Origin of the sequence: Brevibacillus sedimenti (genome assembly GCF_020923495.1) — a bacterium.
Lineage (GTDB): Bacteria > Bacillota > Bacilli > Brevibacillales > Brevibacillaceae > Brevibacillus > Brevibacillus aydinogluensis.
In genome coordinates this window covers 603723-629080 of sequence record NZ_CP064048.1, presented here as the reverse complement: position 1 = coordinate 629080, position 25358 = coordinate 603723, and the positions used below count along the sequence as shown (strand labels likewise).

Annotated in this window: 20 protein-coding genes and 1 pseudogene; 18 read left to right on the top strand and 3 right to left on the bottom strand. The window is 59.2% G+C overall.

Annotated features, from left to right (window positions below; genetic code table 11):
• Positions 1 to 239: 239 nt before the first annotated feature.
• From IRT44_RS03035 to IRT44_RS03025, 3 genes are all read left to right on the top strand, one after another.
• Positions 240 to 2507: a DEAD/DEAH box helicase gene (locus IRT44_RS03035; protein ID WP_230077847.1), complete on the top strand. Its 2268-nt coding sequence runs from the start codon at positions 240 to 242 to the stop codon at positions 2505 to 2507.
• On the top strand, positions 2497 to 3798 hold the full coding sequence (locus IRT44_RS03030) for a ribonuclease H-like domain-containing protein (protein WP_230077427.1): 1302 nt from the start codon (positions 2497 to 2499) through the stop codon (positions 3796 to 3798). Before IRT44_RS03035 ends, IRT44_RS03030 begins: the two co-directional genes overlap by 11 nt.
• A 97-nt stretch (positions 3799 to 3895) precedes the next feature.
• Complete coding sequence (locus tag IRT44_RS03025) at positions 3896 to 4663, top strand: MerR family transcriptional regulator (protein WP_171566281.1); 768 nt, start codon at positions 3896 to 3898, stop codon at positions 4661 to 4663.
• 162 nt (positions 4664 to 4825) lie between these two features.
• Here IRT44_RS03025 and IRT44_RS03020 read toward each other — a convergent pair whose 3' ends face one another.
• The 3 genes from IRT44_RS03020 to IRT44_RS03010 all read right to left on the bottom strand — a co-directional run bounded on the left by IRT44_RS03020 (position 4826) and on the right by IRT44_RS03010 (position 6535).
• Positions 4826 to 5143 (bottom strand): hypothetical protein, encoded by a 318-nt coding sequence (locus tag IRT44_RS03020; RefSeq protein ID WP_171566280.1) that lies wholly within the window; start codon positions 5141 to 5143, stop codon positions 4826 to 4828.
• A gap of 15 nt (positions 5144 to 5158) precedes the next feature.
• Positions 5159 to 5635 carry a hypothetical protein gene (locus tag IRT44_RS03015; RefSeq protein WP_171566279.1) on the bottom strand — a complete coding sequence of 159 codons (477 nt, stop codon included), beginning with the start codon at positions 5633 to 5635 and terminating at the stop codon, positions 5159 to 5161.
• A gap of 318 nt (positions 5636 to 5953) precedes the next feature.
• Positions 5954 to 6535 carry a GNAT family N-acetyltransferase gene (locus tag IRT44_RS03010; protein WP_171566278.1) on the bottom strand — a complete coding sequence of 194 codons (582 nt, stop codon included), beginning with the start codon at positions 6533 to 6535 and terminating at the stop codon, positions 5954 to 5956.
• A gap of 168 nt (positions 6536 to 6703) precedes the next feature.
• Here IRT44_RS03010 and IRT44_RS03005 point away from each other — a divergent pair, with 168 nt between their 5' ends.
• The 15 genes and pseudogenes from IRT44_RS03005 to IRT44_RS02930 all read left to right on the top strand — a co-directional run bounded on the left by IRT44_RS03005 (position 6704) and on the right by IRT44_RS02930 (position 25235).
• Positions 6704 to 7282, top strand: coding sequence for a TetR/AcrR family transcriptional regulator (locus IRT44_RS03005; protein WP_212132831.1), 579 nt, complete (start codon positions 6704 to 6706; stop codon positions 7280 to 7282).
• Positions 7279 to 7659 carry a DMT family transporter gene (locus IRT44_RS03000; RefSeq protein ID WP_171566276.1) on the top strand — a complete coding sequence of 127 codons (381 nt, stop codon included), beginning with the start codon at positions 7279 to 7281 and terminating at the stop codon, positions 7657 to 7659. Before IRT44_RS03005 ends, IRT44_RS03000 begins: the two co-directional genes overlap by 4 nt.
• A 19-nt stretch (positions 7660 to 7678) precedes the next feature.
• Positions 7679 to 7939: pseudogene (locus IRT44_RS02995) on the top strand (DUF5360 family protein); the annotation flags it as partial.
• Positions 7940 to 8237: 298 nt separating this feature from the next.
• Positions 8238 to 10595, top strand: a complete 2358-nt coding sequence (locus IRT44_RS02990; protein WP_230077426.1) for a DUF7408 domain-containing protein — start codon at positions 8238 to 8240, stop codon at positions 10593 to 10595.
• Complete coding sequence (locus tag IRT44_RS02985; protein ID WP_230077425.1) at positions 10592 to 11518, top strand: ABC transporter ATP-binding protein; 927 nt, start codon at positions 10592 to 10594, stop codon at positions 11516 to 11518. Before IRT44_RS02990 ends, IRT44_RS02985 begins: the two co-directional genes overlap by 4 nt.
• A complete protein-coding gene (locus IRT44_RS02980) occupies positions 11515 to 12405 on the top strand; it encodes an ABC transporter permease (protein ID WP_230077424.1) in 891 nt (296 codons plus the stop codon). The genes IRT44_RS02985 and IRT44_RS02980 overlap by 4 nt, the downstream gene beginning before the upstream one ends.
• A 1777-nt stretch (positions 12406 to 14182) precedes the next feature.
• Positions 14183 to 15166: an AAA family ATPase gene (locus IRT44_RS02970; protein ID WP_230077422.1), complete on the top strand. Its 984-nt coding sequence runs from the start codon at positions 14183 to 14185 to the stop codon at positions 15164 to 15166.
• On the top strand, positions 15163 to 16044 hold the full coding sequence (locus IRT44_RS02965; RefSeq protein WP_171566270.1) for a DUF58 domain-containing protein: 882 nt from the start codon (positions 15163 to 15165) through the stop codon (positions 16042 to 16044). Before IRT44_RS02970 ends, IRT44_RS02965 begins: the two co-directional genes overlap by 4 nt.
• Before the next feature lie 19 nt (positions 16045 to 16063).
• The gene (locus IRT44_RS02960) at positions 16064 to 17920 is read left to right on the top strand and encodes a VWA domain-containing protein (protein ID WP_230077421.1); all 1857 of its coding nucleotides are present in this window, start codon (positions 16064 to 16066) and stop codon (positions 17918 to 17920) included.
• Positions 17910 to 20852 carry a VWA domain-containing protein gene (locus IRT44_RS02955; protein ID WP_230077420.1) on the top strand — a complete coding sequence of 981 codons (2943 nt, stop codon included), beginning with the start codon at positions 17910 to 17912 and terminating at the stop codon, positions 20850 to 20852. The genes IRT44_RS02960 and IRT44_RS02955 overlap by 11 nt, the downstream gene beginning before the upstream one ends.
• 224 nt (positions 20853 to 21076) lie before the next feature.
• Entirely contained in the window at positions 21077 to 21853 is a 777-nt protein-coding gene (locus IRT44_RS02950) for a prolipoprotein diacylglyceryl transferase (protein ID WP_230077419.1), read from the top strand.
• Between the two features lie 3 nt (positions 21854 to 21856).
• Positions 21857 to 23275 (top strand): radical SAM protein, encoded by a 1419-nt coding sequence (locus tag IRT44_RS02945; RefSeq protein WP_230077418.1) that lies wholly within the window; start codon positions 21857 to 21859, stop codon positions 23273 to 23275.
• Positions 23268 to 23537, top strand: coding sequence for a hypothetical protein (locus IRT44_RS02940; RefSeq protein ID WP_171566265.1), 270 nt, complete (start codon positions 23268 to 23270; stop codon positions 23535 to 23537). Before IRT44_RS02945 ends, IRT44_RS02940 begins: the two co-directional genes overlap by 8 nt.
• A gap of 284 nt (positions 23538 to 23821) precedes the next feature.
• The gene (locus IRT44_RS02935) at positions 23822 to 24670 is read left to right on the top strand and encodes a patatin-like phospholipase family protein (protein ID WP_171566264.1); all 849 of its coding nucleotides are present in this window, start codon (positions 23822 to 23824) and stop codon (positions 24668 to 24670) included.
• A 169-nt stretch (positions 24671 to 24839) separates the two neighbouring features.
• Positions 24840 to 25235, top strand: coding sequence for a hypothetical protein (locus IRT44_RS02930; protein ID WP_171566343.1), 396 nt, complete (start codon positions 24840 to 24842; stop codon positions 25233 to 25235).
• Positions 25236 to 25358 lie beyond the last annotated feature (123 nt).

Below are 25358 nucleotides of genomic sequence, written 5' to 3'. Positions count from 1 at the left end.
GAAGGCGGAATACGGTCTGACCGGCCTGGTCCTGGGCGGTCCGGGGCTGGCCGTGGCGAAAAAAACGGGTGGTTTGGAACAGAACCCGCCGGGGCAAGCGCCGCCGGCGTTGTAACGCGGCGGCTTCCCCTCCCATGTCCATCCCATGAAGTGGATTTCCCGCGAGCCATTTACTTGTCGAACGTACATTCGTAGAATAGAGAAAGAAGGTGGTGTTCGACGTGAAAATCAAGCTGGACATGGCGCAGGTGTTGGAACGGTTGCGCCAGGACGAGCGCTTTGCGCGAAACATCGTGCATTGGAAAACCATCGAACCCCGCGAGGCGCAAACGGTTCCCTTTCCCCCTGACCTGGACGGGCGGATTCGGGAAACACTGACCAAACGGGGGATTTCCTCGCTGTACACCCATCAGGAGACGGCTTTTCGCCACGTGCGGGATGGAAAGCACATCGTGGCGGTGACGCCCACCGCTTCCGGCAAGAGCATGTGCTACCACCTGCCGGTGATGCAGGCGCTTGCGGAAGACCCGGAGACACGGGCGCTGTACCTGTTTCCCACGAAGGCGTTGGCCCAGGACCAGAAAAGCGAGCTGCATGAGCTGATCAACGAATCGGGACTGCCGATCAAGTCGGAAACCTACGACGGGGATACGCCCGCCCAAATCCGACAGACGATCCGCAAGGCCGGCAACATCGTGATCACCAACCCGGACATGCTGCATGCGGCCATCCTGCCTCATCACACCAAGTGGGTTTCCTTTTTTGAACATTTGCGATACGTCGTCATCGACGAACTGCATACATACAGGGGCGTGTTCGGCAGCCACGTGGCCAATGTCATCCGCCGGCTGAAGCGGATCTGCGCGTTTTACGGCAGCCGTCCGCAGTTCATCTGCACGTCGGCCACCATTGCCAACCCGCGGGAACTGGCGGAGCAGCTGACGGAAGAGCCGATGGTGCTGGTGGACAACAACGGCGCGCCCACCGGAAAAAAACACTTCCTGTTTTACAATCCGCCCGTCGTCAACCGGCAGCTGAACATCCGGCGCAGCGCCACGCTGGAAGCCCGGGACATCACGGAGCTGTTTCTGTCCAACGGGATTCAGACGATTTTGTTCGCACGCAGCCGGGTGCGGGTGGAGATCCTGCTCAAGTATCTGCAAGAGCTGGTCAAACGTAAGCTGGGGCCCAAGACGATCCAGGGCTATCGCGGCGGCTATCTGCCCAGCCAGCGGCGAGCGATCGAAAAGGGGCTGCGCCAGGGAGAGATCATGGGCGTGGTCAGCACCAACGCGCTGGAGTTGGGCGTCGACATCGGCCAGCTCCAGGCGTGCGTGATCACCGGCTATCCCGGTTCGGTCGCCAGCACCTGGCAGCAGGCGGGCCGGGCCGGGAGGCGGCAGGGGGAGTCGGTCGTCGTCCTGGTCGGCAGCTCCACGCCGCTGGACCAGTACGTGATTCAGCATCCCGAATACTTTTTTGAACGCAGCCCGGAGTCGGCCCGGATCAACCCGGACAACCTGATTATCCTCGTCGATCACATCAAATGCGCTGCCTACGAACTGCCTTTTTCCGAAGGGGACCGCTTCGGCCGGGCGGAGATCACGGAAATCCTGGAGTTTTTGACGGAAGAGCAGATTCTGCACCACGCCAAGGGCAAGTGGTTCTGGATGAACGACTCGTTTCCAGCGCACAACATCAGCCTCCGTTCGGCTTCCCAGGAAAACGTGGTGATCATCGACATCAGCGAGCGGGGCAACGAAAAGGTGATCGGGGAGATGGACCGCTTCAGTTCGCTGACGCTTCTGCACGACGAAGCGATTTACCTTCACCAGGGCGTTCAGTATCAGGTGGAGAAACTGGACTACGAAGAGAAGAAAGCGTACGTGCGGGAAGTGCAGGTGGATTACTATACGGACGCCAACCTGGCCGTCCAGCTGAAGGTGCTGGAGCAGGATCAGTCCCGTCGCGGGCCGCAGACCGAATACGCCTACGGGGAAGTGTCGGTCCACGCCATGGCGACCATTTTCAAGAAAATCAAGTTTGAGACACATGAAAACATCGGCTCCGGTCCGATCCACCTGCCGGAGGAAGAATTGCACACCAACGCGGCCTGGATCGGATTTTCCGAAGCGCTGCTGGAGGAAGTGGGGACAAGCGAAGTGGAGCGCGGGTTGGTGGGGCTGGCTCACGTGCTGCAGCACGTCGCCCCTCTGTTCGTGATGTGCGATCCGCTCGATCTGCACGTGATTCCGCAGCGCAAAGCGGTGCACTCCGGTCAGCCCACGATTTTCCTGTACGACCGCTATCCGGGCGGCATCGGATTGAGCGAGCAGGTGTACAAACAGATGGAGACGATCCTGGCCCGGGCGGAGGAGCTGATCTGTTCCTGCCCGTGCGAGTCTGGCTGCCCGTCCTGCGTCGGCGCGGCGGAAGAAGGAGGCGGCAAGGAACTGGCGCTCTCCTTGCTGCGGGTCGCCCAGGGGGGTAGCCCGCATGTCTCTTAAAGCGAAGCTGAACCGCCTCAAACCGCATCTCACCCGGGAAGCCCCCAGGCAGCCGGAGGGGGACGGGATACCCGGCGGGGCTGTCAGTTCTCCGGCGGCCTCCGATACGGCGTCGCTTCTGGAAATCCCGTACCGGGAAAAGTGGGCCGGCCTGCAGGCCAAACCGTACGTGCTCGACGGCGAGTACGTGATGGTGCGTGAGGTCCGCTACCCGGTAACGGCGCGGCATGGAGCTTACACGTTTGCCCAGCTGTACGAGACGATCGACGCCTGGGAGCGTGCGGGCATCCGCCATCCGCTGTCGGCGGCAGGCAAAACGGCGGAAGACCTGCTGTTTTTTGACACGGAGACGACCGGTCTGCACGGCGGAGCGGGCAATGCCGTCTTTTTGCTGGGACACAGCCGGTTCGAGGGAGACTGCGTCGTCGTCCGCCAGCACTTTTTGACCGCTCCTCACGCGGAGGCGGCCCTCTACCACTCGTTTCTGGAAGCGGCGCGGACAGCGACCGATCTGGTTACGTACAACGGCAAGTCATTTGACTGGCCGCAGGTCAAGACGCGGCATACGCTGCTGCGCGATCTGGTGCCCCGTCTGCCGTCGTTCGGCCATTACGACCTCTTGCACGGGGCGAGGAGGCTGTGGCGGGAGGATCTGGAGTCCTGCCGGCTGTCGCTGATCGAGCAGGAGAAGCTGGGCGTCCGGCGGGAGAACGATCTTCCCGGCTATTTGGCGCCGATCCGGTACTTTGACTATCTCACGGACAAGGACCCGGATACGATCAAGGGCGTCCTCGCCCACAACGAGATGGACGTGCTCTCCTTGATCACGCTGTACATCCGCCTCTCTTCCCTGCTGCTCGCCTGGGACAGGGAGGACGTCTCCGCGGAGGAGCGGTTCAACATCGCCCGCTGGTATGAAGCATTGGGCGACGGCGAAAGCGCCCTCCGCGCCTACCGATTGGTCGCAACTAGCGGTCATCCGCTGGGCGTGAAGGCGACAATCGCGATGGGCCACTGCTACAAGCGGAAAAAAGACTGGAAACAGGCAATGCGGTTGTGGGAAGAAGTGGTCCGATCGGGCAGCTACGTGCCGGAAGACGTCTATGTCGAGCTGGCCAAAATCTACGAGCATCATCTTAAAGACTATGAACAGGCGCTGCACTGCACACTGCGGGCGTTTGACCTGTGGAAGAAAAAAAGCAGCCTGCTGCGCCGCAAGTCCAAGGCGGAGGAAGCTGCCTACCGCAAGCGGATCGAACGGCTGGAGCAGCGGTTGGAACAGCATGCGTAAAGGAAACAATGAGGGGACAGGACCAGATGATTCCTGTTCCTTTTTTTGTTGACCCTCACGTTGCGTCAGCCATTATGATCGAGGTGGAGGTGATGACGTGCCGTACATGGTGAAGGAAGTGGCCGAACTGGCAGGTGTGAGCGTGCGGACACTCCATTATTACGACCAGATCGGGCTGCTGAAACCGGCGGCGATAACCCCGGCCGGGTATCGGCTGTACACCGACGAGGACCTGGAGAGATTGCAGCAGATTTTGTTTTTCAAAGAGCTTGGCTTTCCCCTGCAGGAGATCAAGCAGATTTTGGACAGTCCCGGATTTGACCGCGCGCAGGCGTTGAGGGACCACAAGCAGTTGCTGCTGGAAAAAAAGAAACGATTGGAAGAGATCATCCGCACCGTGGACAAAACCCTCTCTTCCATTGAAGGAGGAATCACAATGGATAAAAAGGACATGTTTGGCGGGTTTGACATGACAAAGATCAAGGAACACCAGGAGAAATATGCGGCGGAAGCGAGAGCGAAGTACGGAAGCGCGATCGTCGACGAGACGGAAAGACGAACGAACGCCTACACAGAGAGCGATTGGGCGCGCATCATGGGGGAATGGGAGAATGTTATCCGCGGGATCGTCGAGGCGATGGAAAACGGACCGGCCGATCCGCAGGTTCAGGAAGGCGTCGGAAAGCTGAGACAGCACATCACCCGCTACTACTACGAGTGCACACCGGAGATTTTCAGGGGGCTGGGTGAGCTGTACGTAGCCGACGAACGCTTTACAGCGACGTTTGACAAATACCGGGAAGGGCTGGCCGCCTTTTTGCGGGAAGCGGTCCAACTCTACTGCGACCGGCTGCAGACTAATTGACCGAAATGGGATTGTGACCTTGGCCCATAATCTAATGAAGGTGGCGAGCATCCATCTGACTGCCATCAACTTAAAGAAACCAAGTAGCCAAAAAATGGACGGAAACCTTATCGGTTTTCCGCCCATTTTTTATTTTGGGGACTTATTGGACAGCCTCTTCTGTCAATCCAAATACTTCTCGCATAGTGATACGTACTTTCCATCTGACTTGAGCCCTTCCAAAATGCTTTTCAACATTGCACTTCTTTTGGGAAGCCGCTTCTCGAACTCTGCCACAAATGTGTCCTTGTCCCACTGTGATTTGCCAGCGTGATAAAACAGCTTTTCCAGGCGTTCCAACTCGTCGGCAGTAAAGCCAGTGGCTAAGGCCAGAATCGCAAAGCTTTTATGCTCCTTGTTCACCATATCTAAGAGTAACGTAATTGCGTCGGTGGCTAGACTCAATTTTGCTTCAAGATCCTTGATTCTTTCCTCGTACATAGCACCCTCCTTGTACTATAGTAATACCCAGTCTACGAATTTTGAAATGACCCAACCAACCTGTCTCGCTGTACTCAGTGGTACTCCCAGATCATATAACACCCCGCTAACTTGATCTTGAATGATTTTGATAGAAAGGTCTTTCCAAGAAGCTATGGTCCGCAAGGTATCAGCAATATCATCGGCATATTTCCTGATAGTATCTGCTACTTTTTTACTGCCGTAATCCTCAACAAAGTCGAGCAATTTTTTTATGGCTTGCGATTCCAGCATATCTGCTAACTTCAATACCGCTTTCTGGAGTGCTGCAGTTTTGACACCCTGTGTTTCTACCTTTGGCGACACTGTGTTGACCTTCGCCACAGAAGGGTTGAGTTGTGACACCGTGTTTGTTTCTGCGGCAAAAACAGAAGTAGGTACTGCTACCGCCAAAACAGACAGAGCTAAAACAGGAGAAAAAATTCTTTTGAACAACTTCATAGACAGCTTCATAAATTTCTCCCCCCTTTTATCTTGACGACCAGCAAAGAAGTTGTAATGTCCGCTCCAAAACGCAACGCGTGCAGGGGGCAAACATCTGGTAGTTCGACGAAGTGAGATTTGTGCTCCCCTGTTTTTCCCCGCGACTTCGATTTTCCGCTAAGCAGGTCGTCAAAGGAGCTCGGTTGGCCCATCACTCCATGCTCGTACTTTATCTCCACCTTTGGTTGTAAAAAGTGCAGGCCTTCCGGCCTGGGAACGATGGTAGATTGTTTCCTTGAGGAACTCAATGGCAAAAAGTACAGTTTGTCTTCAGTCTTTTTATGGCGGCTAGACGTGTTTCTTCAGGTGCTGCGCTCGGTATTCGTCTTCCAGGATGCTCATGATGATCGAGTCGTGATACTGGTGGTTGTAGTACAAGGCTTCGCGCTGCACGCCCTCCCGCTGAAAGCCGAGTTTTTCATAGGCGCGAATGGCCCGCGAGTTGTAGGAGAAGACGTTCAGCTCAATCCGGTGCAGGTTCAAAATCCCGAATGCGTAGTCGAGCAGAAGACGCATGGCTTCCGTGCCAAGCCCCCTGCCCTGGTGTTCCTGGGAATTAATGGCGATACGGATATTGGCATTGCGGTTCACGTTGTCGATGCTCTGCAGGGCGATGTCGCCGATCACCTCGTCCGTTTCCCGCAAGGCGATCAACAGTAGGAGCGACGACGGGTCCTGCGTTTTTCCTTCGATGTATCGGTATATTTGTTCACGGGTAAAGCTTTTCTGCGTGCCGGTCAGTCTCCGCACCTCCGGGTCAAACAGCATCCGGAAATAGAGATCGGTATCGTCAAGGCCGATGGGGCGCAAGTACACCCGGTCACCCTCGAGGAACCGCACGGGCGCAGTGGGGGTGTCCTGATTGTTCATGGTAATCCTCCTTTTCTCCTAACAATAGCAAAATTGCCCATGCTTGAAAATGTGCGGGTTTGGAAAGGATTGACACTTGGCTCGCATTCCTCTTATACTGCAGGCGTGAGGAAAATGATAGAAATAAAATATTTTCCTTGGTTTCCGAGTGGAAGGAGTGGGATGCCCTTGCAGGAACGCATTGTTCAGGCGGCGATTGAAGAAATCCAGACCAGAGGCCTCAAATTTACGATGGCGGACCTCTCGCGCCGTGCGGGTGTCAGCACGAAGACACTGTACGGCCATTTTCCGTCCAAGGAAGCACTGATTGGTCATCTGATCGAACAGGAAATTCAGGACGTGCGGGACAGCATGGAAACCATCGTGAATCGGCAGGATCTGGATGTGACGGAGAAGCTGCGCCGGCTGCTGACTTATGTGCCGAGCGGGTTTGGCGGCACCGACCTGCGGTTGTGGTACGAATTGAAGCGATACTATCCCGCCCAGTGGGCACTCGTGGACGCGTGCATTCAGGAAGAGTGGGACCAGGTCCGGGCCGTTTTGGAAGAAGGGATGGGCAAAGGCGTGTTTCGCCGGGTGAACACGGACATCCTGATTCAGATGTATGTGGGCGCCTGGGAGCAGTTAATCAACCGGCAGTGGCTGACGAGAAACAACATGACTCTTGATCAGGCGCTTGACGCGGTGATCGACATCTTGCTGGGCGGAGTGGTCCGTACCCAAAAACGACAGGAGGAGAGCGTATGAGCTGGTTGTATCTGGCGTTGGCCATCTGTTTCGAGGTGGCGGGCACCACATTCATGAAGCTGTCGAACGGGCTTAGCCGGCCTGTTTTTACCGTATTGATGTTCGTGTTTTACGTCATCAGTTTTTCGTCGTTGAGCATGGCGCTCAAACAGCTTGAGGTGGGCACGGCATACGCGATCTGGTCGGGAGTGGGGACGGCGGCGATTGCCGTCATCGGCTTCCTGTTTTTCAAGGATGTGCTCACTGCGCAAAAAATCATCGCCATCGCGCTCATCATCGTCGGCTGCGTAATGCTGAATTTGAGTGGCGCGGCGCACGGGGAAAGCGCTTCGGCCGGGCCGGAAAAAGGCGTTGTGGCGGAGAGTGAGGCCAAATGAAGCGGCTGACAGGGTTTTTCTCGATCTGTTCATCTCGATCACCGGATTTGCCAGTCTGTACGCGTACCGCAGGAAAAACAGCTGCTGGCGGCCGTTGGCGCTGATCTCGCTGGTGCTGACGTCCTGTTCCGGTCTGCAGGCGATCTCCTTTTGGCTGTTCAAAGGGGATTTTGATCCGGTTTGGTGGATTCCCAACCTGTACCTGTTGATCTATCCGCAGTTCTTTCTGCCTCGTTTTTTTCGGGAGCAGCCCGTCGTATCGGCTCCGGGCAAGGCTTGATCACATCCCGTAGGGCAGCGTGAGCAGTCGGGTGCTTCGAGTCGCCATTTCACGTCCCCATACGGTATGTTCCATCCTCCGGCACCGCTTTTTGGCGGTGTCTTTTTTGCTGCCGGGCCTGCTGGTCCAGCACCTTCTTCATCACAGGGACTGGCAGCATTTTATCCTTTATTTTTACGGCGATAAGTTTGTATATTTTGACAAAGGGCAATTGATTTGAATCCAACTTGTAGCCATTTGTCGAATTCATACGTCATTACAGGTAAACGACAAATTTGTTCGCGGAGGTTATGCGGAAATGAATATGGCGAAGTCCAAGCACTGGCTGCTGCACATATGTGTCTGCCTGCTGCTGTTGGCCGGACCGCCCGACAGCCGGGCAGCAACGGTACATGCGGAATCATCTGTACAACTGGGCGTCACGCCCGGCATTCGCGGTGAGTACAAGCAAGCAGGCGTGGTCCCGGTTCAGGTGACAGTCAGCAATGGCGGAGCGGATGTGGAAGGCAGTCTGGTCGTAGCCGGAAGTAAGAATGACGACTTTTCTGTAGGGTACTACCAGCCTGTATCCGTCGCCAAAGGAGCGACCAAGCAGGTAACGATCACCGTACCGGGCAACGCGATCGACCCATTCGGATACGTGGCCCTGATTCAAGGCGATGAGATCGTGGCCCAAACGAAAATCGGCGGACGCCGGCATGGTCCGGACACGCTGTTCGTGGGCGTGCTGGCGGCCGACGTTGACACCGCCAACTTCCTTGGGGCGATGCCCCAATCGGTCTTACCCAATCCGGTGCGGGTCCTGCCGATGCAACCGGAGCAGATCCCGACTTCAAAAGTGCAGTTGGAAATGCTCGACATTCTGGTTTTGAACAATTTTGCCCTGGACGGGTTAAATGGACAGCAGGTGCAGGCGATCCGCGACTGGACAGCGGGGGGAGGCATGCTCGTGCTGGCCGGCGGTGCCCACTACAACAAGACGGCGGGGGTGCTTGCCGACCTTTCGCCGGTAGAGGTGACCGGTGTTACGAGCCTGACCGCTTTTTCCAGTCTGGCGGTGGAGAAAAACAAGCCGCTTGTGCTGGAAAAGCCGTTTACGATCAGTGCGGGACGTCTGAAAACGGGCAGCGTGGTCCATGCGGAGGGGGGCGTTCCGTTAATGGCGGTGCGTTCGCTGGGTGAGGGCAAAGTGCTGTACGTTGCCTACGACCTGTCGGAAGAGCCGGTGGCAAGCTGGAGCGGCAACAGCCGTTTCTGGGCGGAGACGCTGACCAAGGCGTTTGGCTCATCACTGCAACGAACAGAAAGAGATCCCATGGATGGCATGTGGGGATTAAACCAGGCCGCCGACCGCGTTCCCCAGCTGAAATTGCCGGACGTGAAGTGGACAGCGCTGTTTTTTGGCTGCTACGCGCTGCTGGCGGGTCCGGTCTTCTATTACCTGCTGCGCCGCAAGCGAAAGCAGGGCTACATGTGGGTGGTTGTCCCGGTGTTTGCCGTCATCACCGGCGTCGCTATTTTTTCGTACGGCGCGCTGCAGCGGGGAACTGGCGCGCTCGTGCATCAAACCGGCATCATCCACTTGCAGGGGGACGGACAGGCGCGGGCCAAGGCGGTCACGGCGCTGTTTGTGCCGACGAGCGGCGACTATGAGCTGGAAGTAAAGGGCGACGGCAAGGTGTGGCCGATTCAGCACCATTACCTCGGTGAAGCGTCGACGAAGGCGTGGGTCTCGATGCAGTCGGATCGGTCGCTCGTGCAGTTCCGCGACGTCGAGTTTTGGTCCATGCGCAAGGTGGGGATGGAGCACATCGTCACCGACGCTGGTTTGTTTGAGGCCGATCTGGTCTACGCCGACGGCACCGTCAAAGGGACGGTGACCAACAAGTCAAAGTATGCGCTGCGGGACGTCGTCATCGTCTCGGGCCGCAACGTGCAAAAGGTGCCCGAACTGGCGCCGGGATCGAGTGTCCAGGTCAACCTGCCGTTTAATCCGGCACAAATAGACAATTCTGTCTATCAGTCCAGAACCGATATTCTCCCGCCGCACGTGGACTGGTACGACCCGTATGAAACGAGTCGGGAAGGCGAGATGATCCACGATTTGGATCGAGGAAGCGGCTTCCGGCCGGCGTCACTCATGCTTTTTGGCTGGACACAGACCCTTGCGGTGGAGACGGACGTGAAGAACAGGCGGTCTCAGACGGAAAGCCTGACGTTGGTGACGCAGCCGCTGTCGCTGAAGCCCTCCACGGACGGCCATATTGTCTACCCGCCCGGAACGATTGTGCCTATCAAAACGAGCAGTTCGGTGAAGGTTGATGAACGCGACGACGGGTATATGATGCAGGCGGGCGAGATCACGCTTGACTTCCCGATCGAACTTGGGGACAAACAGGTGAAGATCACGAACATTTACCTCTACACCTGGTCGGACAGCAATACGCAGTTTGATAAACAGGTGTACAACTGGAAGACCCATAAATTTGATCCGTTCGAAAAGGCGTTTGCCAACAACACGATGACCGGGGACAAGACGCCGGTGTACCTCTCGCCCGAAGGCACGCTTCGGATCAAGTTTTCGCACCGGTATGAAGATTACCGCCACCTCGGCACCCCGGTGATCAGCGTGGAAGGAAAGGTGATGCGTCCATGATCCAGATCAATCGGCTGGTAAAGCGATACGGCAAAATGGAAGCGTTGAAAGGGCTGACGCTGGAGATTGAGAAGGGCACCGTGTTTGGCTTCGTCGGCCCGAATGGAGCCGGCAAGTCGACGACAATGTCCATTCTGGCCACCTTGCTGGAGCCGACCAGCGGCCAGGCGTACGTCGGCGGATACGAAGTGACAAAGCATCCGCGTGAAGTGCGCAAGCTGATCGGCTACATGCCTGATTTTTTCGGGGTGTACGACAATTTGACGGCGGAGGAGTACCTGGACTTCTACGGAGCCAACTACGACATTCCCGCCCAGGAGCGCCGGCAGATCATTCCGCAATTGCTGGAGCTGGTCAATCTGAGCCACAAGCGGGACGCGTATGTAGACTCGCTGTCGCGGGGGATGAAGCAGCGCCTGGGATTGGCCCGCTGCCTCGTGCACAATCCGGAAGTGCTGATCCTCGACGAACCGGCATCCGGATTGGACCCCAGGGCCCGGATCGAGCTGCGCGAGATTTTGAAGGAACTGCGCGACATGGGCAAGACCATCATCATCAGCTCGCACATTCTGCCGGAGCTGGCCGAGATGTGCGACGTGATCGGCATCATCGAGGGCGGCAGCCTGGTCGCGTGTGGCAGAGTGGACGAGATTTACCAGAAGATGCAGGAAAAGCGGGTGCTGCGCATCCGCCTGCTGGACCGCGTGGAGGAAGCGATGACCCGGCTGCGTGAAGTGCCGACCGTATCAGACGTCACGCGCGAAGGCAGCTGGGTGGTAGCCGGGTTTACGGGAAATGACGAGCAGCAGGCAGCGCTGCTGCGCGATTTGGCGGCCGCGGGACTGCCGGTGGCCGCGTTCAACGAGGAGCAGGGCAATCTGGAAGAAATCTTTTTGGAAATCACGAAGGGGGTGGGCTCATGAACCTCATGCAGCGATTGCGCAACCCTGTGCTTGTAAACGAGTGGAAACTGCGGATGCGGACGCGCCGTTCGCCGTGGATCATCGCCTTTTACCTGCTGGCGTTGGGCATGGTGACGCTGACGTTTATCTATCTGGTGACGGGAGGCCGCGGCTACTACAACATGAACAACTCGCGCGAAATGTTCATCGTGCTCTCAATCCTGCAGTTGGGGATGATTTGCTTTGTCGTGCCGGGGTTGACGGCAGGGGTGATTTCCGGCGAGCGGGAGCGTCAGACGCTGAACGTCTTGCTGACAACCAACATCAGCGCGACCAAACTGATTTTGGGCAAATGGCTGGCGTCACTCAGCTTTGTGACGTTTCTCGTGTTCTCCACTATCCCGCTGTACGCGATCGTCTTTTTGTACGGCGGCATCTCTCCCGCCCAACTGCTGAAGGTGTTCGGCTTTTACCTGGTTACCATGTTGGCATTGGGCAGCGTCGGGGTGCTGATCTCGACATTGATCAAACGGACGGGAGTCGCTACGGTGTTGAGCTATGCGGTCGTCTTCGCGTATACCGCGGGCACCGTCATCCTGGCCGAAGTAATCCGTGAGTTCATCGAGTACCAGCAGCGGCAAAACCCTGCGCCGGTGCGCACGGAGCCGCTGTTGCCTGATCTGCTGCACAGCATCAATCCGCTGGTCGGAATGCTGGGCATTTTTAACGAAGGACCTGTGCATGATCTGCGCCGGACGCTCAGCAGCCAGTTCTCGTTCGTTTTGGTTGACCCGTTCTGGCTGTACGTGCTGTTTCTGACGTTTGTCACCGCAATCTGCCTGGCGCTGGCTGTTTATCTGATCAAGCCGGTGCGCCCCCGTTTGCGAAAAGCGGCGAATAAGGAGTGATGGGTCGTGTCCATCCGGCAACAGAAGGAACAGAAGGATGAGCTGTCCGCGCTGCTCCGGCCGATCCGCAGGAGGTTGAGCGTCCAGAAGCTTGTGCTCAGGCTCACGGCGGGTGTCCTGTGGGGACTGGGGGGAAGCCTGATGGTTCTTCTCATCGCCCGCCTGGTGCCCATCCCGTACTACAAGGCGATTGCGGCCGCCATCTGCCTGCTCGCAGTGGCGGCGGGAGCGATTGTCGCCTTTATTCACCGTCCTGATGAGCGGGAGTGCGCGCTGCTGGCCGACCGTCAGGGATTGGCACAGCGGGTCGTGACGGCGCTGGAGCACCGTGAAAGTACGTCGCCGCTAGCTGTTATGCAGCGGGAGGACGCCGTACGCCGCTTGCGCGAGGCGCTGCCGCAGGTGCTGGAGAGCATCCCCGTCCTGCCAGATGCAAAACGGCCCGCGTACGCAGCGGGATGCCTGCTCTCCCTTTGTCTCCTGCTGGTTTTCTGGGCCAACCCGCAGGATGAGCGGCTGGCACAGCTGGCCCAGGAGCGGGAGGCGAAGAAAGCGGCGCAAGAGGCGGTGACGAAGCTGGAGCAGGAGGCCAAAGCCGCTGAGGGGTTGAGCGACGCGCAAAAAAAGAAGCTGGAAGAGATACTGGCGCAAGCCAAAAAGGCGCTGTCGGAGGCGGACAGTCAGACCGAACGGCTCCAGGCGCTGAAGGCAGCGGAAAAGCAGTTGGATCAATGGAAGCAGGCGGAACTGGCGAAGCAGGCGGCACTGCAGCGTTTGCAGCAGTCGCTGGCGCAGCATCAAGGACTGCGGCAGGCGGCGGCTTCTCTCAGCAAAGAGGACCGGCAGGCGCTGGTAGAAGCGCTGCGCCAGTCGGCTAAAGCGCTGGAGGCGCTGTCTGCCAAGGAGCGGCAATCTCTTGCCGAGGAGCTGCAAAAAGCGGCGGAACAGTTGGCTCAGGCCGCTGCTGACGCCGGGACGGATGACGCCGCCGCCACCGCGGCGCAATTGAAGCAGGCGGCCGAGCAGTTGGCCCATGGCAACGTGCAGTCGGCCATGGCATCACTGCAATCCGGCTTGCTGCAGGCCATGCAGCAGGTGACACAGGCGCAGCAGGGAGCGCTGCTGGCCGCACAGTCACTGGCCGTGCTGCAGCAGTCGCAGATGATGCTGGCAGCAGCCGGTTCCCCGTTCGGCAGCGCCGGCCAGACAGGGATGGGCTTTGGCGCGGGAACAGCGGGATCAGTCGGCGCGGGAACGGCAGTCCCCGCCTCCGGGTCTGCGGGGGCGAATTCCTCGGGAGCAGGCTCCCAACAAGGCCAAGGGACATCCCCAGCCGGCAGTGCAGGTGGAAACGGCCAGGCAGGCGGAGGAAGCGGTTCCGGTGCGGGTAATGGCTCCGGGAATGGAGCAGGCTCCGGCAGCGGTGCCGGGGTGGGGGGAGGTTCCGGCAAAGGTGGCGGCAAGGGCCCGGGTGCGGGTCTGGGCGCAGGCAGACATGAACTGGTGACCGTCCCATCGCCCCGCATCGGCGCAGAAGGGCCGACCGATACCGTGGGCGGTCCGCTCGGAGCCGGTCCCTCCAGTCCCGGGCCAGCACCACGACACAGGTATCGTCGGGAGCTGCCCGTCCCTATGAAGAGGTATACAGCCAATACGCTTCGTTTGTCCGCGAGAGCCTGGAACACGGGAAAATTCCGGACGATTACCAGGACGCGGTCAAAGCGTATTTCAGCAGTATCGAACCCTAAGCGAATACGTGAAGCAAGGAGACGTGGCGATGACACAACATGCAGTGGAAGAGTACCTCAGCCGGGTGGAACGGGTGAGGCAGGAGATCGGAAAAGTGCTGGTGGGGCAAAAAGACGTGGTGGAGCAGTTGCTCTGGGCGGTTTTTGCCGGCGGCCACGCGCTGCTGGAGGGCGTGCCCGGGCTGGGCAAGACGTTGTTGGTGAAGACGCTTGCGCAGGCGTTCGAACTGTCGTTTCAGCGGATTCAGTTCACCCCCGACCTGATGCCCACCGACATCACGGGGACCAACATCCTGCGCGTGGACGAAACGGGGCAGCAGTCGTTCCAGTTCCAACCAGGCCCCGTCTTCGCCCATGTCGTGCTGGCTGACGAAATCAACCGGGCTACGCCGAAGACGCAGAGCGCGCTTTTGGAGGCGATGCAGGAGCGGACCGTCTCTGCGGGCGGGAGCACGCGGCCGCTCCCGGAGCCGTTTTTCGTGCTGGCGACGCAAAACCCGCTGGAGCAGGAAGGGACCTATCCGCTGCCGGAAGCGCAGATGGACCGGTTCCTGATTAAAATCGACGTGCCGTTTCCCAGCGAGGATGAGCTGAGGGAGATCGTTTTGCGGACGACGGCGGGACAGCCGGCGTCTGTGGAAAAGGTGGCCTCCGCACGGGAGATCGCCGAGATCCAGCAGGCGGCGCGCGACATTCTGGTGGCTGATCCGGTGCTGCGATACGCGGTCAAATTGCTGCTGGCCACCCATCCCGGTGAACAGGCGGTGGAGTCGGTCAACCGGTACGTCCGTTCCGGGGCGGGACCGCGCGGCGTGCAGGCAATGGTGGCGTTGGCCAAGGTGCGCGCCCTGCTGGCCGGCCGTTTCAACCTGGCCTACGAAGACATCGACGCGGTTGCGCTGCCGGCGCTCAGGCACCGCGTGTTTCTCAACTTTGAAGGGGAAGCAAACGGCATCCGCCCTGACCGGATTATCACCGACATTCTGGCCGCGCTGGAGAAGGACAAGGCATGAGCGGGCAGTTGTTGGACCCGGCGTGGCTCAGCCGGCTGGAGCGGATGCAGGTGTTGAGCAGGCGGATGGCCAGCGGCACCCACGCGGGCAAACGACGTTCCAAACGGACAGGCAGTTCGCTGGAATTTGCCGATTACCGGCCGTACGCTCCCGGTGACGATCTGCGGCAGTTGGACTGGAACGCCTACGCCCGCTCGGGAAAGCTGTTTTTGAAAAAATTTCTCGATGAGCAGGAACTGCATGTCACGCTGTACATCGACTGCAGCCGGTCGATGGCCTACGGGGAACCCCGGAAGCTGGAACGGGCGGTGCAGTTGGCAGCCGCACTGGGCTATATCTCGCTTTGCCATCTGGACTATGTGTCGGTATACGCCTTTAACCAGAAGGTGACGGCGTCGCTGTGCAATCTGCAGGGGAAACACAAGGCGGCCCACCTGCTCTCCTTTCTCTCCGGGCTGCAGGCGGGAGGGACAGGTGACATGAACCGGGCGCTCCGCTCACCGGGCGCCGTGCGGGGCAAACCGGGCATCTCCATCGTCTTGTCCGACTTTTTGTTTGAAACGGGTTATGAAGCGGGCATCGCCTATCTGCAGGCTGCCCGGCAGGAGGTCGCGCTGGTTCAGATACTGGCGCAAGACGAACGAGAGCCGTCGTACGAGGGAGAGCGGCGGCTGATCGACAGCGAGACGCGGCAGTTTAAAGAGGTGTCTCTTACCCGGCAGCTCGTCGACCATTACAGACAGACCGTGCGGGACTATCAGGCGGAGCTGGCCAATTTCGCCTACCGGCGGGGAATCGCCTGCACAGCGGTGGAGGCGGAAGCGCCGCTGGAGCAAATGGTCTTTCGGGTGTTCCGGCAGGCAGGGTTGATTCGGTAGAGAGGAGGAGAAGGCAGTCATGCAGTGGATGGCGTTGGGCAATCTGGGATTTTTGCTGATCGTGCCGGCCATTGTCGCCCTCTACCTGCTCAAGCGGAACACGGAGGACCTGGAGGTGCCCAGCACGCTTTTGTGGCAGCGGACGCTGCAGAGCTGGGAAGCGGTGCGCCCGTGGGAAAAGTTGAAGCGCAACCTGCTGCTTCTGCTCCAACTTTTGGCCGCCGTCCTGCTGGTGCTGGCGTTGGTCCGTCCGGCCGTGCCCACGGCGGGAGCAATTGCCGACCATACCGTGCTTGTCATCGACACGTCCGGCAGCATGCTGACCAGGGAAGGGGAGCACTCCCGCTTTGAGCAGGCCCTCGATGCCGCTCGCGGCATCGTGGAACGGTTGAGCGGCGGGCAGGCGATCACACTGATCGAGGCGGGGCTGGAGCCGCGGGTTCTGGTGTCCAAGAGTACGGACAGGCAGGCGCTGCTGCAGGCACTGCAATCGCTGGCGCCTCGTCCGGGGACGAGTGATCAGCAGGCGGCCCTGTCGCTGGCCGCGGCGATCACGGCGACAGAGCCGGGCAGCGGGGTGATGTGGTTTGGCGACGGCGGGACCGCCCGCGCGGCCGAACAGGAGAGCGCCTTGGCAGTATCCGGTCCGTATCGCTTTGTGCAAGCGGGTCGGGCAAAAGAAAACGCGGCAATCGGCGCCTTTGTTACTCAGCCGGGCCAAGGCGGGACAGAAGGGCTGTTGCGGATCGACAACTACGGCAGTCAGCCCGTGCGGGGCAGGGCGACGATCTACGGCCCCGAGCAACAAGTGCTGGACGTAAGCGAGTTTGCGGTGGAGGCCGGGGCGTCCCGCACCGTTACCTTTGAACGCCTGCCCGCCGCCCCTGTCTACCGGGCGGTGATCGAACCGGAAAAGGACGGGCTGGCGGAAGACAACGAGCGGTGGAGCGTGCCATTTGCAGCCGGAAAAGGGCGGGCCGTGCTGGTCAGTCCGCAGGGAAACCGGTTTTTGCACCAGGCCCTGCAGTCAGTCGGCCGTTTGGAAGTGGAGACGCGCTCCGAGCTGCCGGATGGCACCGAGAGGGCCGACGTGTGGGTGTTTGACGGCGTGGTGCCCGACCGGCTGCCGGAGGGGAACATCCTGGTGATCGCTCCCGATCGAAAAACAGACTGGCTGCCGTACACCGGTGCAGCTGCTGTGCAGCACAGGCCGGAAACACTCCGGCCGGACGATCCGCTCGTGAAGCACGTGGATTGGCAGGACGTGCACGTGGCCCGGACCTCCGTGGTAAGCGAAATGCCGGGCATGCGGCCGCTGGTGAAGGCAGGAGACACCAACCTCGTCCTGGCCGGGTCATTGGCGGGACGAAAGGGTGTCATCGTCAACTTTGACCTGCACGATTCCGACTTTCCGCTGCGGCCGGCGTTCCCGATTTTCATGCAAAATGTGGCCTCCTGGCTGTCGTCCGCCCAGAACGTTCCGATCGGCCCCGCCGTTCCGGGAGAGACGCTGGCGATTCCGCTGACGCCGGGAGCGGAAAAACGGACGCTGACCTACCCGGACGGACGGGAGCAGGCCGTCGAGGCGCAGGGAACGACCTGGCTGTTCCGGGTTCCGGAGCAGACGGGGTTGTACCGGTTGACGGAAGAAGTCGCAGGAACGGCACAGGTCCGTTACTTTGCGGTTCACATGGACGAGGCGGAGTCGGACATCGCGCCGCGTTCGCTGACGGTTGGAAGAAGCGGGGCCGGCGAAGGAGAAGCCAAGCCGCAGGACGGACAGGCTGCCGGAAGCCGGGAGCTGACCGGGTGGCTGGCGGCGCTGGCACTGTTGGTGGTGTTTGCGGAATGGAGGGTGTATCAACGTGGGTATTGACGTGCAGCAGCCGTGGTTTCTGCTCCTGCTGATTCCCGCCGCCTGGATGATTGCTTCCTGGTGGCGCGGCCAGCGCAGGATGCCGAACAGCCGCAAGACGCTGATCGCTGCCGTGCGCGGTGCTGTCTTTCTCCTGCTGATTTTGGCGCTCGCCGGGACACAGCTTCTCCATCCGGTGCGGGCGGAGACAGTGGTGGTCGTCGTCGACCGGTCGGCGTCGATGAAAGATGACCCGAGGGTGTACGAATTCATTCGCGCCGCGGTGGAGGAGAAGCGGGCCGAAGATCAGTTCGGCGTGGTGGCTGTCGGTGCGGAAGCGGCAGTAGATCAGCCGCTGACGACCCGGCAGGACGTGCAGCCGGTCGGGGTGGAAGTGAACCGGCATGCCACCAATCTGGCCGAAGGGATCCGCCTGGCCGCCGCGATGATCCCCAGCCATGCGCGAGGCAAAATTGTACTCCTGACGGACGGATTGGCCACGCACGGCGATGCCGCGCGGGAAGCAAAGCTGGCGGCGGAACGGGGCATTGCCGTCGAAGCGGTCTCCCTGCAGCAGCCGCAGGGAGAAGAAGTGGTGCTCACGGCTGTACAGGTGCCGGAGCGGCTGTACGCAGGCGAGGAGTACGCGATCAAGGTAGACGTCGAAAGCACGACGGCCACGCGGGCGACCCTCCGCCTGTACGAGGGGAATCGGGAAGCAGGCCGGCAGACCATACAGGTGGAAAAGGGGAAAAACCGCTTCCTGTTTACGCAAAAAGCGCTGCAGGAAGGGTTTCAGCGCTACCGCGTCGAGATCGAACCGGAGCGTGACACGGTACAGACCAACAACCAGGCACACGCGTACGCGCAGGTGGCAGGCGCCCCGACCGTGCTGGTTCTGGAGGGACATCCCGGCGCGGCGAAAAACCTGGTCAGCGCGCTTGCGGCAGGCAGCATCAAGACGGACGTGAAGGACCCTTCACTTTTGCCCAAGGCGCTGGATGGATACAAGCGGTACGCGTCGATTATCCTCGCCGATGTGGAGGCCACCCAGATGAGCGACGCCGACATGGAGCGGATACGGACGGCGGTCCGCGATCTAGGCGTGGGATTGATCATGACCGGCGGTTCCAACAGCTTTGGGATGGGCGGCTGGCTGCAGACCCCGATCGAGGAAGCGCTGCCGGTCCATATGGATTTGCGCGGCAAGGAAGATCTGCCCTCACTGGGACTGGTGCTGGTGATCGACAAGTCGGGGAGCATGTCTGCGGACGCGCACGGCGTGGACAAGATGGAGCTGGCAAAAGAAGCGGCGATTCGGGCCACCACGATGCTGAACGGGCAGGATCAGATCGGCGTCATTGCGTTTGACGGGAGTCCCTGGGAAGTGGTTCCGCCCCGATCCGTCACCGACCTGGACGAAATCCATCGGCAGATCGGCGGCATTTTCGCCGACGGCGGCACGGATATATTCCCGGCGCTGCAGATGGCGTACGAGCGGATCAAGACGATGCAGACAAAGCGGAAGCACGTGATCCTGCTGACCGACGGACAGTCGGGCCGAAGCAGTGACTATCAGGCGCTCCTGCAGCAGATGGCGGGCGAAAACATCACCGTGTCCACCGTGGCCGTCGGTGATGACGCCGATACTTTGCTGCTGGAGGATATCGCCCAATGGGGAAACGGGCGCTACTACTTCGCCAAAGACGCAACGTCGGTGCCGAAAATCTTCAGTAAGGAGACAGCGCTGGCCAGCCGCACGTATATCGTGGAACAGCCGCAGGTGCCGAAGCGCACCGGAGGCGACGACTGGTCCGCGCTCCGCCAGCCCTTGCCGCCGCTGCACGCATACGTGGCGACGACGCCAAAACAGACGGCTGAACAGCTATTGACCAGCCTGGACGAGGACCCGATTCTGATCCGCTGGCAGTACGGGCTGGGACGGTCGGTCGCCTGGACCAGCGATCTGGAGGGGAAATGGGCTCCGGCATGGGTGACGTGGCCAGGCTACAGCCGAATGTGGAACGAGGTGGTGGCCTGGACGCTGCCGCAGGTCGCGACGGGCCGCTGGAAGACAGAGACCCGGTTGGACGGGACGAGCGGCGTCATAACCGTCACCGTCCCCAAAGGGGAGAAGTTGCCGCAGGAACTGGAAGCGGTGGTGGTCAACCAGGAGATGAACCGGGAGGCCGTGCGCCTGAAACCGGTGGCTCCGGGTACGCTGGAGGGCCGTTTTTCCGCCGCTGAACCGGGCAGCTATCTGATACAGATCACGGAAAAAACGAACGGACAGGTAACGGCAAGCGAAACCGCCGGGTTGACTGTCTCGTATTCGCCGGAGTACGGCCTGCCTCGGGACGGGGACAGCGAACTGAGACAATGGCTGACGGCGGGTGAAGGGAGACTGATTACCAGACCGGACGAGGTGTTTACCGGCAAGCTGCCCGCCAAGTGGGATACGCAGCCGATCGGTGAATGGCTGCTGATGCTGGCCGCCCTGCTGTGGCCGCTGGATGTCGCCAGCCGCCGTCTGCAGCTCCCGGAAGCATGGTGGACACGGCTTGCGGCCCGCTTCCGCAAGCGCGGGTCTGCCGGGAATGAAGGCCACCAGTCGGTGTTTGCCCGCTTGGGAGAAAAGCAGGAAGAGTGGAAACGAAGCCGGGCAGCCAAACATGAGGCGGAAACGGCCGACGTGGCAGGGCAGACGAGGGCCGCGACGGACAGCAGCATGTCAGCTGCAGCAGCTCCTCCCGCCGGGCATTCCGCGCAGGTATCCGGCAGCAGCGAGCAAGGGGAAGCGTTGAGCCGTTCCGCCGCCGGCAGCCGATCTGCAGGGGCTTCTGCAACGGACAGCACCGCTGCCGCGCAGACGGACAGCGGGAAAACGCCGGCAGACAAGACAGGCGAGACCTTCAATCGCCTGCTGGCCGCGAAAAAGCGAAGACAGAAATAAGGGGAAAACCGCCGTTTGGGCGGTTTTTTCCTGTTCCGGGCAGTTTCCCTTTCGGGGCAGTTTTTCTTTGCTGCTGGGATTTGTGCGCGAGTCAAGGAATCTGGTCAGCAGACGGGAACGGCACCAGCGGGTGACGGCGGATGGAAGTTTTTGTGTGTCTATGGTAATTTCTTGATATAATATCGTCTAATATGGTTGATATTGAATTTTTCAGGATGATATTCATGACCTTTCCAGTTTTTATTGACATCGGTCCGCTGCGGCTGCATCCGCACTTTGTCTTTGAAGCGCTGGCTTATTTCATCGGCTTTCGGCTCTATCTGCTGACGCGGCGCAAAGGGCGAATTCCCGTCAACCAGGCGTTTTGGGTGTTGGTCGGGGCCACGCTGGGAGCGGCTATCGGATCCAAACTACTGTTTTTGCTGGAAGATCCGGCGAGGACGCTGACCCATTGGAACGAATGGACGTATATCATGGGAGGCAAGACGATCGTGGGCGGCCTGTTGGGCGGTTTGATTGGCGTGGAGTTGACAAAACATTGGATCGGTCTGCGCCAATCCACCGGAGACGACATGGTGTTTCCCCTCATCACCGGCATGGCGATTGGCCGGATCGGCTGCTTTTTGACAGGCCTGGACGATCATACCCACGGCATCCCCACCGACTGGATCACCGGCGTGGATTTCGGCGACGGTGTGCCCAGACATCCGACCCAGTTGTACGAAATCGCTTTTCTCGGGCTGTTGGCTGTCTTTCTGCTCGCAGTCAAACGGAGGCGAAGGCTTGGCCGATGGGAACTGCCCGAAGGGGCGCTGTTTCAGTGCTTCATGTTTGGCTATCTGAGTTTCCGTTTTCTCGTCGATTTCATCAAACCGACGCCGCACGTCTACCTGGGTCTGAACAACATCCAACTGGCGTGTCTGGCCGGACTTGCCTATTACATGTCGCTCATGCGGAAGTGGCCGCGCCGAAAGAGTGTGCCGCTGCACGGAAAGGAGTAAACCATGCCGAAAAACAGACCGTATCTTTTCTACGAACTGACCAACAGCATTTGTTCCCAATGCCTGCGCAAGACAGAAGCCAAAGTCATCTTCGAGGAAGGGCGGGTCTATCTCTGGAAACACTGCCCGCGCCACGGGCGGGAAAAGGTGCTGATCTCCACCGACGTCGACTACTACAAACGCTGCCGGGAATTCCTCAAACCGGCGGAGATGCCGCAGGTGTGGAACACGCCGATTCGCTACGGCTGTCCCTACGACTGTGGGCTCTGCCCGGATCACGAACAGCACAGCTGCCTGACGCTGGTGGAAGTGACAGACCACTGCAACCTGCAGTGCCCTATCTGTTACGCGGAATCGTCTCCAAATAGGACTACCTGGCGCTCGCTTGCGGAGATTGAGCGGATGCTGGATGCGGTCGTCCGCAACGAAGGGGAGCCCGACATCGTTCAGATCAGCGGCGGCGAGCCGACGCTTCACCCGCAGTTTTTTGACATATTGGACATGGCCAAGGCGCGGCCGATTCGTCACCTGATGGTCAACACCAACGGCATTCGGATCGCGCAGGATCGGGAGTTCGTCCGGCGGCTGGCGGCATACATGCCGGGCTTTGAAATCTACCTGCAGTTTGACAGTCTGGAAAAGGAGGCGCTGATGAATCTGCGCGGCGCCGACCTGCGGGAGATTCGCCGTAAAGCCGTCGAGCATCTGAATGAGTTCAACATCTCCACCACGCTGGTGGTGACGCTAAAAAAAGGAGTGAACGACGGGGAAATCGGCAGGGTGATCCAGTACGGGCTGGAGCAGCCTGCCGTACGCGGCGTCACCTTTCAGCCGATTCAGTCGGCCGGACGGACGGAGGCGTTTGACCCCTCCCGCGACCGGCTGACGCTAAGCGAAGTGCGGCAGAAGATCATCGAACAGTCCGGCGTATTTGCGGCGGAGGACATCATCCCTGTTCCCTGTCATCCCGACTGTCTGGCGATGGGGTATGCGCTCAAGCTGAACGGAAACGTCATCCCGCTGACGGGACTGATTGATCCGCAGATTTTGCTGGAGGGCGGTCGCAACACGATCGTGTTTGAGCAGGACCAGTCACTCCAAGAACGGATCTTCCACCTGTTTTCCACCAGCCATTCACCGCAGTCATCGGCGCTGTCGCTGCGAAGTCTGCTCTGCTGTCTGCCGCAGGTGGCCCTGCCCGACTCGATCGGGTACGAAAACGTGTTTCGGGTCATCATCATGCAGTTTTTGGACGCGCACAATTTTGACGTCCGCTCGGTCAAGAAGTCGTGCGTCCACATCGTCCATCCCGACGGGCGGATCATTCCGTTTGACACCTACAACCTTTTCTATCGGGACGGAAGGGAAGAGGTGCTGAAAGCGTTACGAGACGAACGGCAAATGGAGGATAGACATGTCTGACAAGCCGGTAAATCACGCCACCGATGTGTGGATCGGGGTCGGGATCACGGCCCTGCTGCATCTGCTGTTGTTTATTTATCCGGAAGCCTTTCTGTTCATCGGGGTCAGCCAGCTCGTTTACATGCTGCCGGTAATCGTCGTGACCGCGATGGTGGTTCGCAAGCGAACCGGCATTCTTCAGGGCATGATGCTCGGGATGGGCATTACCTTTTTGTTGAATGTAGCCTGCGTCGGCTTCGTTTTCTTTCAATTTTTATCCTAGGTGGTGACCCGCGCATCGGTTTCTGCTGGTCGCGGTGAAGTAACGACTTTCTCTTGTGAGCGTTAGATGGGGAAATAAGTCCGGAGCAGCCGGGCCGAATCGTATCGAGAAAACGACAAGCACCGTCGATGGCAGACGGTGCTTTTGTTTTTTGCACAAAGTTCGTGGTCGCATGTGTGACGGTGCCCGCTCACTCTTTTGACGACCGCCTGCCCGTGCATGTCTGTGTACATCCCAGAAATACTAACGAAAAGATACCGTCTCGACGGAAGGGAGGACGCAGCATGAGCAGGTTTGGCCTGGTGCTTCAGGGAGGCGGGATGAGAGGCATCTACACGGCCGGTGTGCTGGATTGTTTTCTGGAACATGGCCTGATCGCCCCGTACGTGGTGGCCGTCTCGGCAGGCGCCTGCAATGCACTCACGTATCTGGCGCGGGAGAAAGGACTGGGCAAGTCGATCTACATTGAACACCTGTGCGACATGCGCTTTTTTTCGTGGCGCAACCTGTTCCGCTACGGCTGCATGCTGGGCTTGGACTGTCTCTTTGACGAGATCCGCAGGCACGTACGTCCATTGGCGTTTGATGTCTTTTCCCAGTCCAAGGAAAAGCTGGTGGTCGCGGCCACCAACTTCCAGACTGGGGAGAGCGTCTACTTTTCCAAAGACGAGCACAAGGAATTTCTGCTGGCGGTGCGTGCTTCCTGCAGCATTCCCCTGCTGTCGGGGGTGGTGCAGTACCAGGGGGTGACGCTGTTGGACGGCGGGCTGGCCGACCCAATCCCGATTGAAAAGTCGCTTCAGGATGGCAACGAACGGGTCATTGTCGTGCGAACAGGGACGGAAGAGTACGTCCGGCAGCCGGTCAACCTGTCCTGGCTGGGAGAGCGATTGTTTCCCCGGTACAAAAATCTGGTGCGCGTCTTGTTCGATCATCACCGCCGATACAATGAGGCACTGGCACGGATCAGGTCGCTGCGCGAGGAGAAGCGGGCTTTCGTGATTACGCCAAGCCAACCGGTTCGCATCCGTCGAGTGGAACGCAATCCGGCCGGTCTGCTGGACTTGTACAACCTGGGTTACCAGGATGCAAGCAGGGCGCTGGAGCCGCTCTTTCGCTGGATCGAATCGTGAGGAACGTCCGCAGTCGCGCGCCTCTGTTTTCCCGGCTGTCGACAGGCTCCTGATGGGAGGGGCCTGTTTTGTTGTTGCTGCTGCTCCAAGGGGCGGCGGTACAAGCAAAGCACGGCTGCTTGTCATACATAAAGAGTAGAAGAAGAGGAGGCTGGAGGAGGTGGGAGCCATGACGCCGGGGAAAAATGAGACGGACAGCGCGCAGCGGATTTATCAACGCCTGGACAAGTTTGAGGAACGGATTGACCAGCTGGAAGGAAAAATGTCCGTGGCGACCACATGGCTGGAGCGCATCGAACACCGCCTGGAGAGGATGGAGGAGGTTCGGGCCGAACTGCTGCAGGCAATCACCAAATTGCAGACGGAGCTGGAACTGAAACGGATCACGGACAAGGACTTTATCCTGAAATTGTTGGACCACGACAGAATTGACATGGAACATATTACCAAAATGATCGAGGGAGACAAGGGGAGAAAGCAGGAGCGGTTTTTGCAAATTTGGGCGGTATTGGGGCCAGTGCTTGCCTCCATCATTTCCGCTTTGTTTGCCAAGTATTTTTTATAAGATTACAAGAGTGTCACAGAATCGTCACCTTTGTGGAAAGGTTGTGGAAGCGTGTTTCCATCTTTCTTCCGCAACTGCACTCTATTATAATGACATAATGGACATAAAGGCGTAAGAAGTGCA

Excerpts from the sequence above, each read along its gene's own strand:
- IRT44_RS03035 (WP_230077847.1), top strand. The coding sequence starts at position 240 with ATGGCGCAGGTGTTGGAACGGTTGCGCCAGGACGAGCGCTTTGCGCGA.
- IRT44_RS03030 (WP_230077427.1), top strand. The coding sequence starts at position 2,497 with ATGTCTCTTAAAGCGAAGCTGAACCGCCTCAAACCGCATCTCACCCGG.
- IRT44_RS03020 (WP_171566280.1), bottom strand. The coding sequence starts at position 5,143 with ATGTACGAGGAAAGAATCAAGGATCTTGAAGCAAAATTGAGTCTAGCC.
- IRT44_RS03015 (WP_171566279.1), bottom strand. The coding sequence starts at position 5,635 with ATGAAGCTGTCTATGAAGTTGTTCAAAAGAATTTTTTCTCCTGTTTTA.
- IRT44_RS03010 (WP_171566278.1), bottom strand. The coding sequence starts at position 6,535 with ATGAACAATCAGGACACCCCCACTGCGCCCGTGCGGTTCCTCGAGGGT.
- IRT44_RS03000 (WP_171566276.1), top strand. The coding sequence starts at position 7,279 with ATGAGCTGGTTGTATCTGGCGTTGGCCATCTGTTTCGAGGTGGCGGGC.
- IRT44_RS02990 (WP_230077426.1), top strand. The coding sequence starts at position 8,238 with ATGAATATGGCGAAGTCCAAGCACTGGCTGCTGCACATATGTGTCTGC.
- IRT44_RS02985 (WP_230077425.1), top strand. The coding sequence starts at position 10,592 with ATGATCCAGATCAATCGGCTGGTAAAGCGATACGGCAAAATGGAAGCG.
- IRT44_RS02980 (WP_230077424.1), top strand. The coding sequence starts at position 11,515 with ATGAACCTCATGCAGCGATTGCGCAACCCTGTGCTTGTAAACGAGTGG.
- IRT44_RS02970 (WP_230077422.1), top strand. The coding sequence starts at position 14,183 with ATGACACAACATGCAGTGGAAGAGTACCTCAGCCGGGTGGAACGGGTG.
- IRT44_RS02965 (WP_171566270.1), top strand. The coding sequence starts at position 15,163 with ATGAGCGGGCAGTTGTTGGACCCGGCGTGGCTCAGCCGGCTGGAGCGG.
- IRT44_RS02960 (WP_230077421.1), top strand. The coding sequence starts at position 16,064 with ATGCAGTGGATGGCGTTGGGCAATCTGGGATTTTTGCTGATCGTGCCG.
- IRT44_RS02950 (WP_230077419.1), top strand. The coding sequence starts at position 21,077 with ATGACCTTTCCAGTTTTTATTGACATCGGTCCGCTGCGGCTGCATCCG.
- IRT44_RS02945 (WP_230077418.1), top strand. The coding sequence starts at position 21,857 with ATGCCGAAAAACAGACCGTATCTTTTCTACGAACTGACCAACAGCATT.
- IRT44_RS02940 (WP_171566265.1), top strand. The coding sequence starts at position 23,268 with ATGTCTGACAAGCCGGTAAATCACGCCACCGATGTGTGGATCGGGGTC.
- IRT44_RS02935 (WP_171566264.1), top strand. The coding sequence starts at position 23,822 with ATGAGCAGGTTTGGCCTGGTGCTTCAGGGAGGCGGGATGAGAGGCATC.
- IRT44_RS02930 (WP_171566343.1), top strand. The coding sequence starts at position 24,840 with ATGACGCCGGGGAAAAATGAGACGGACAGCGCGCAGCGGATTTATCAA.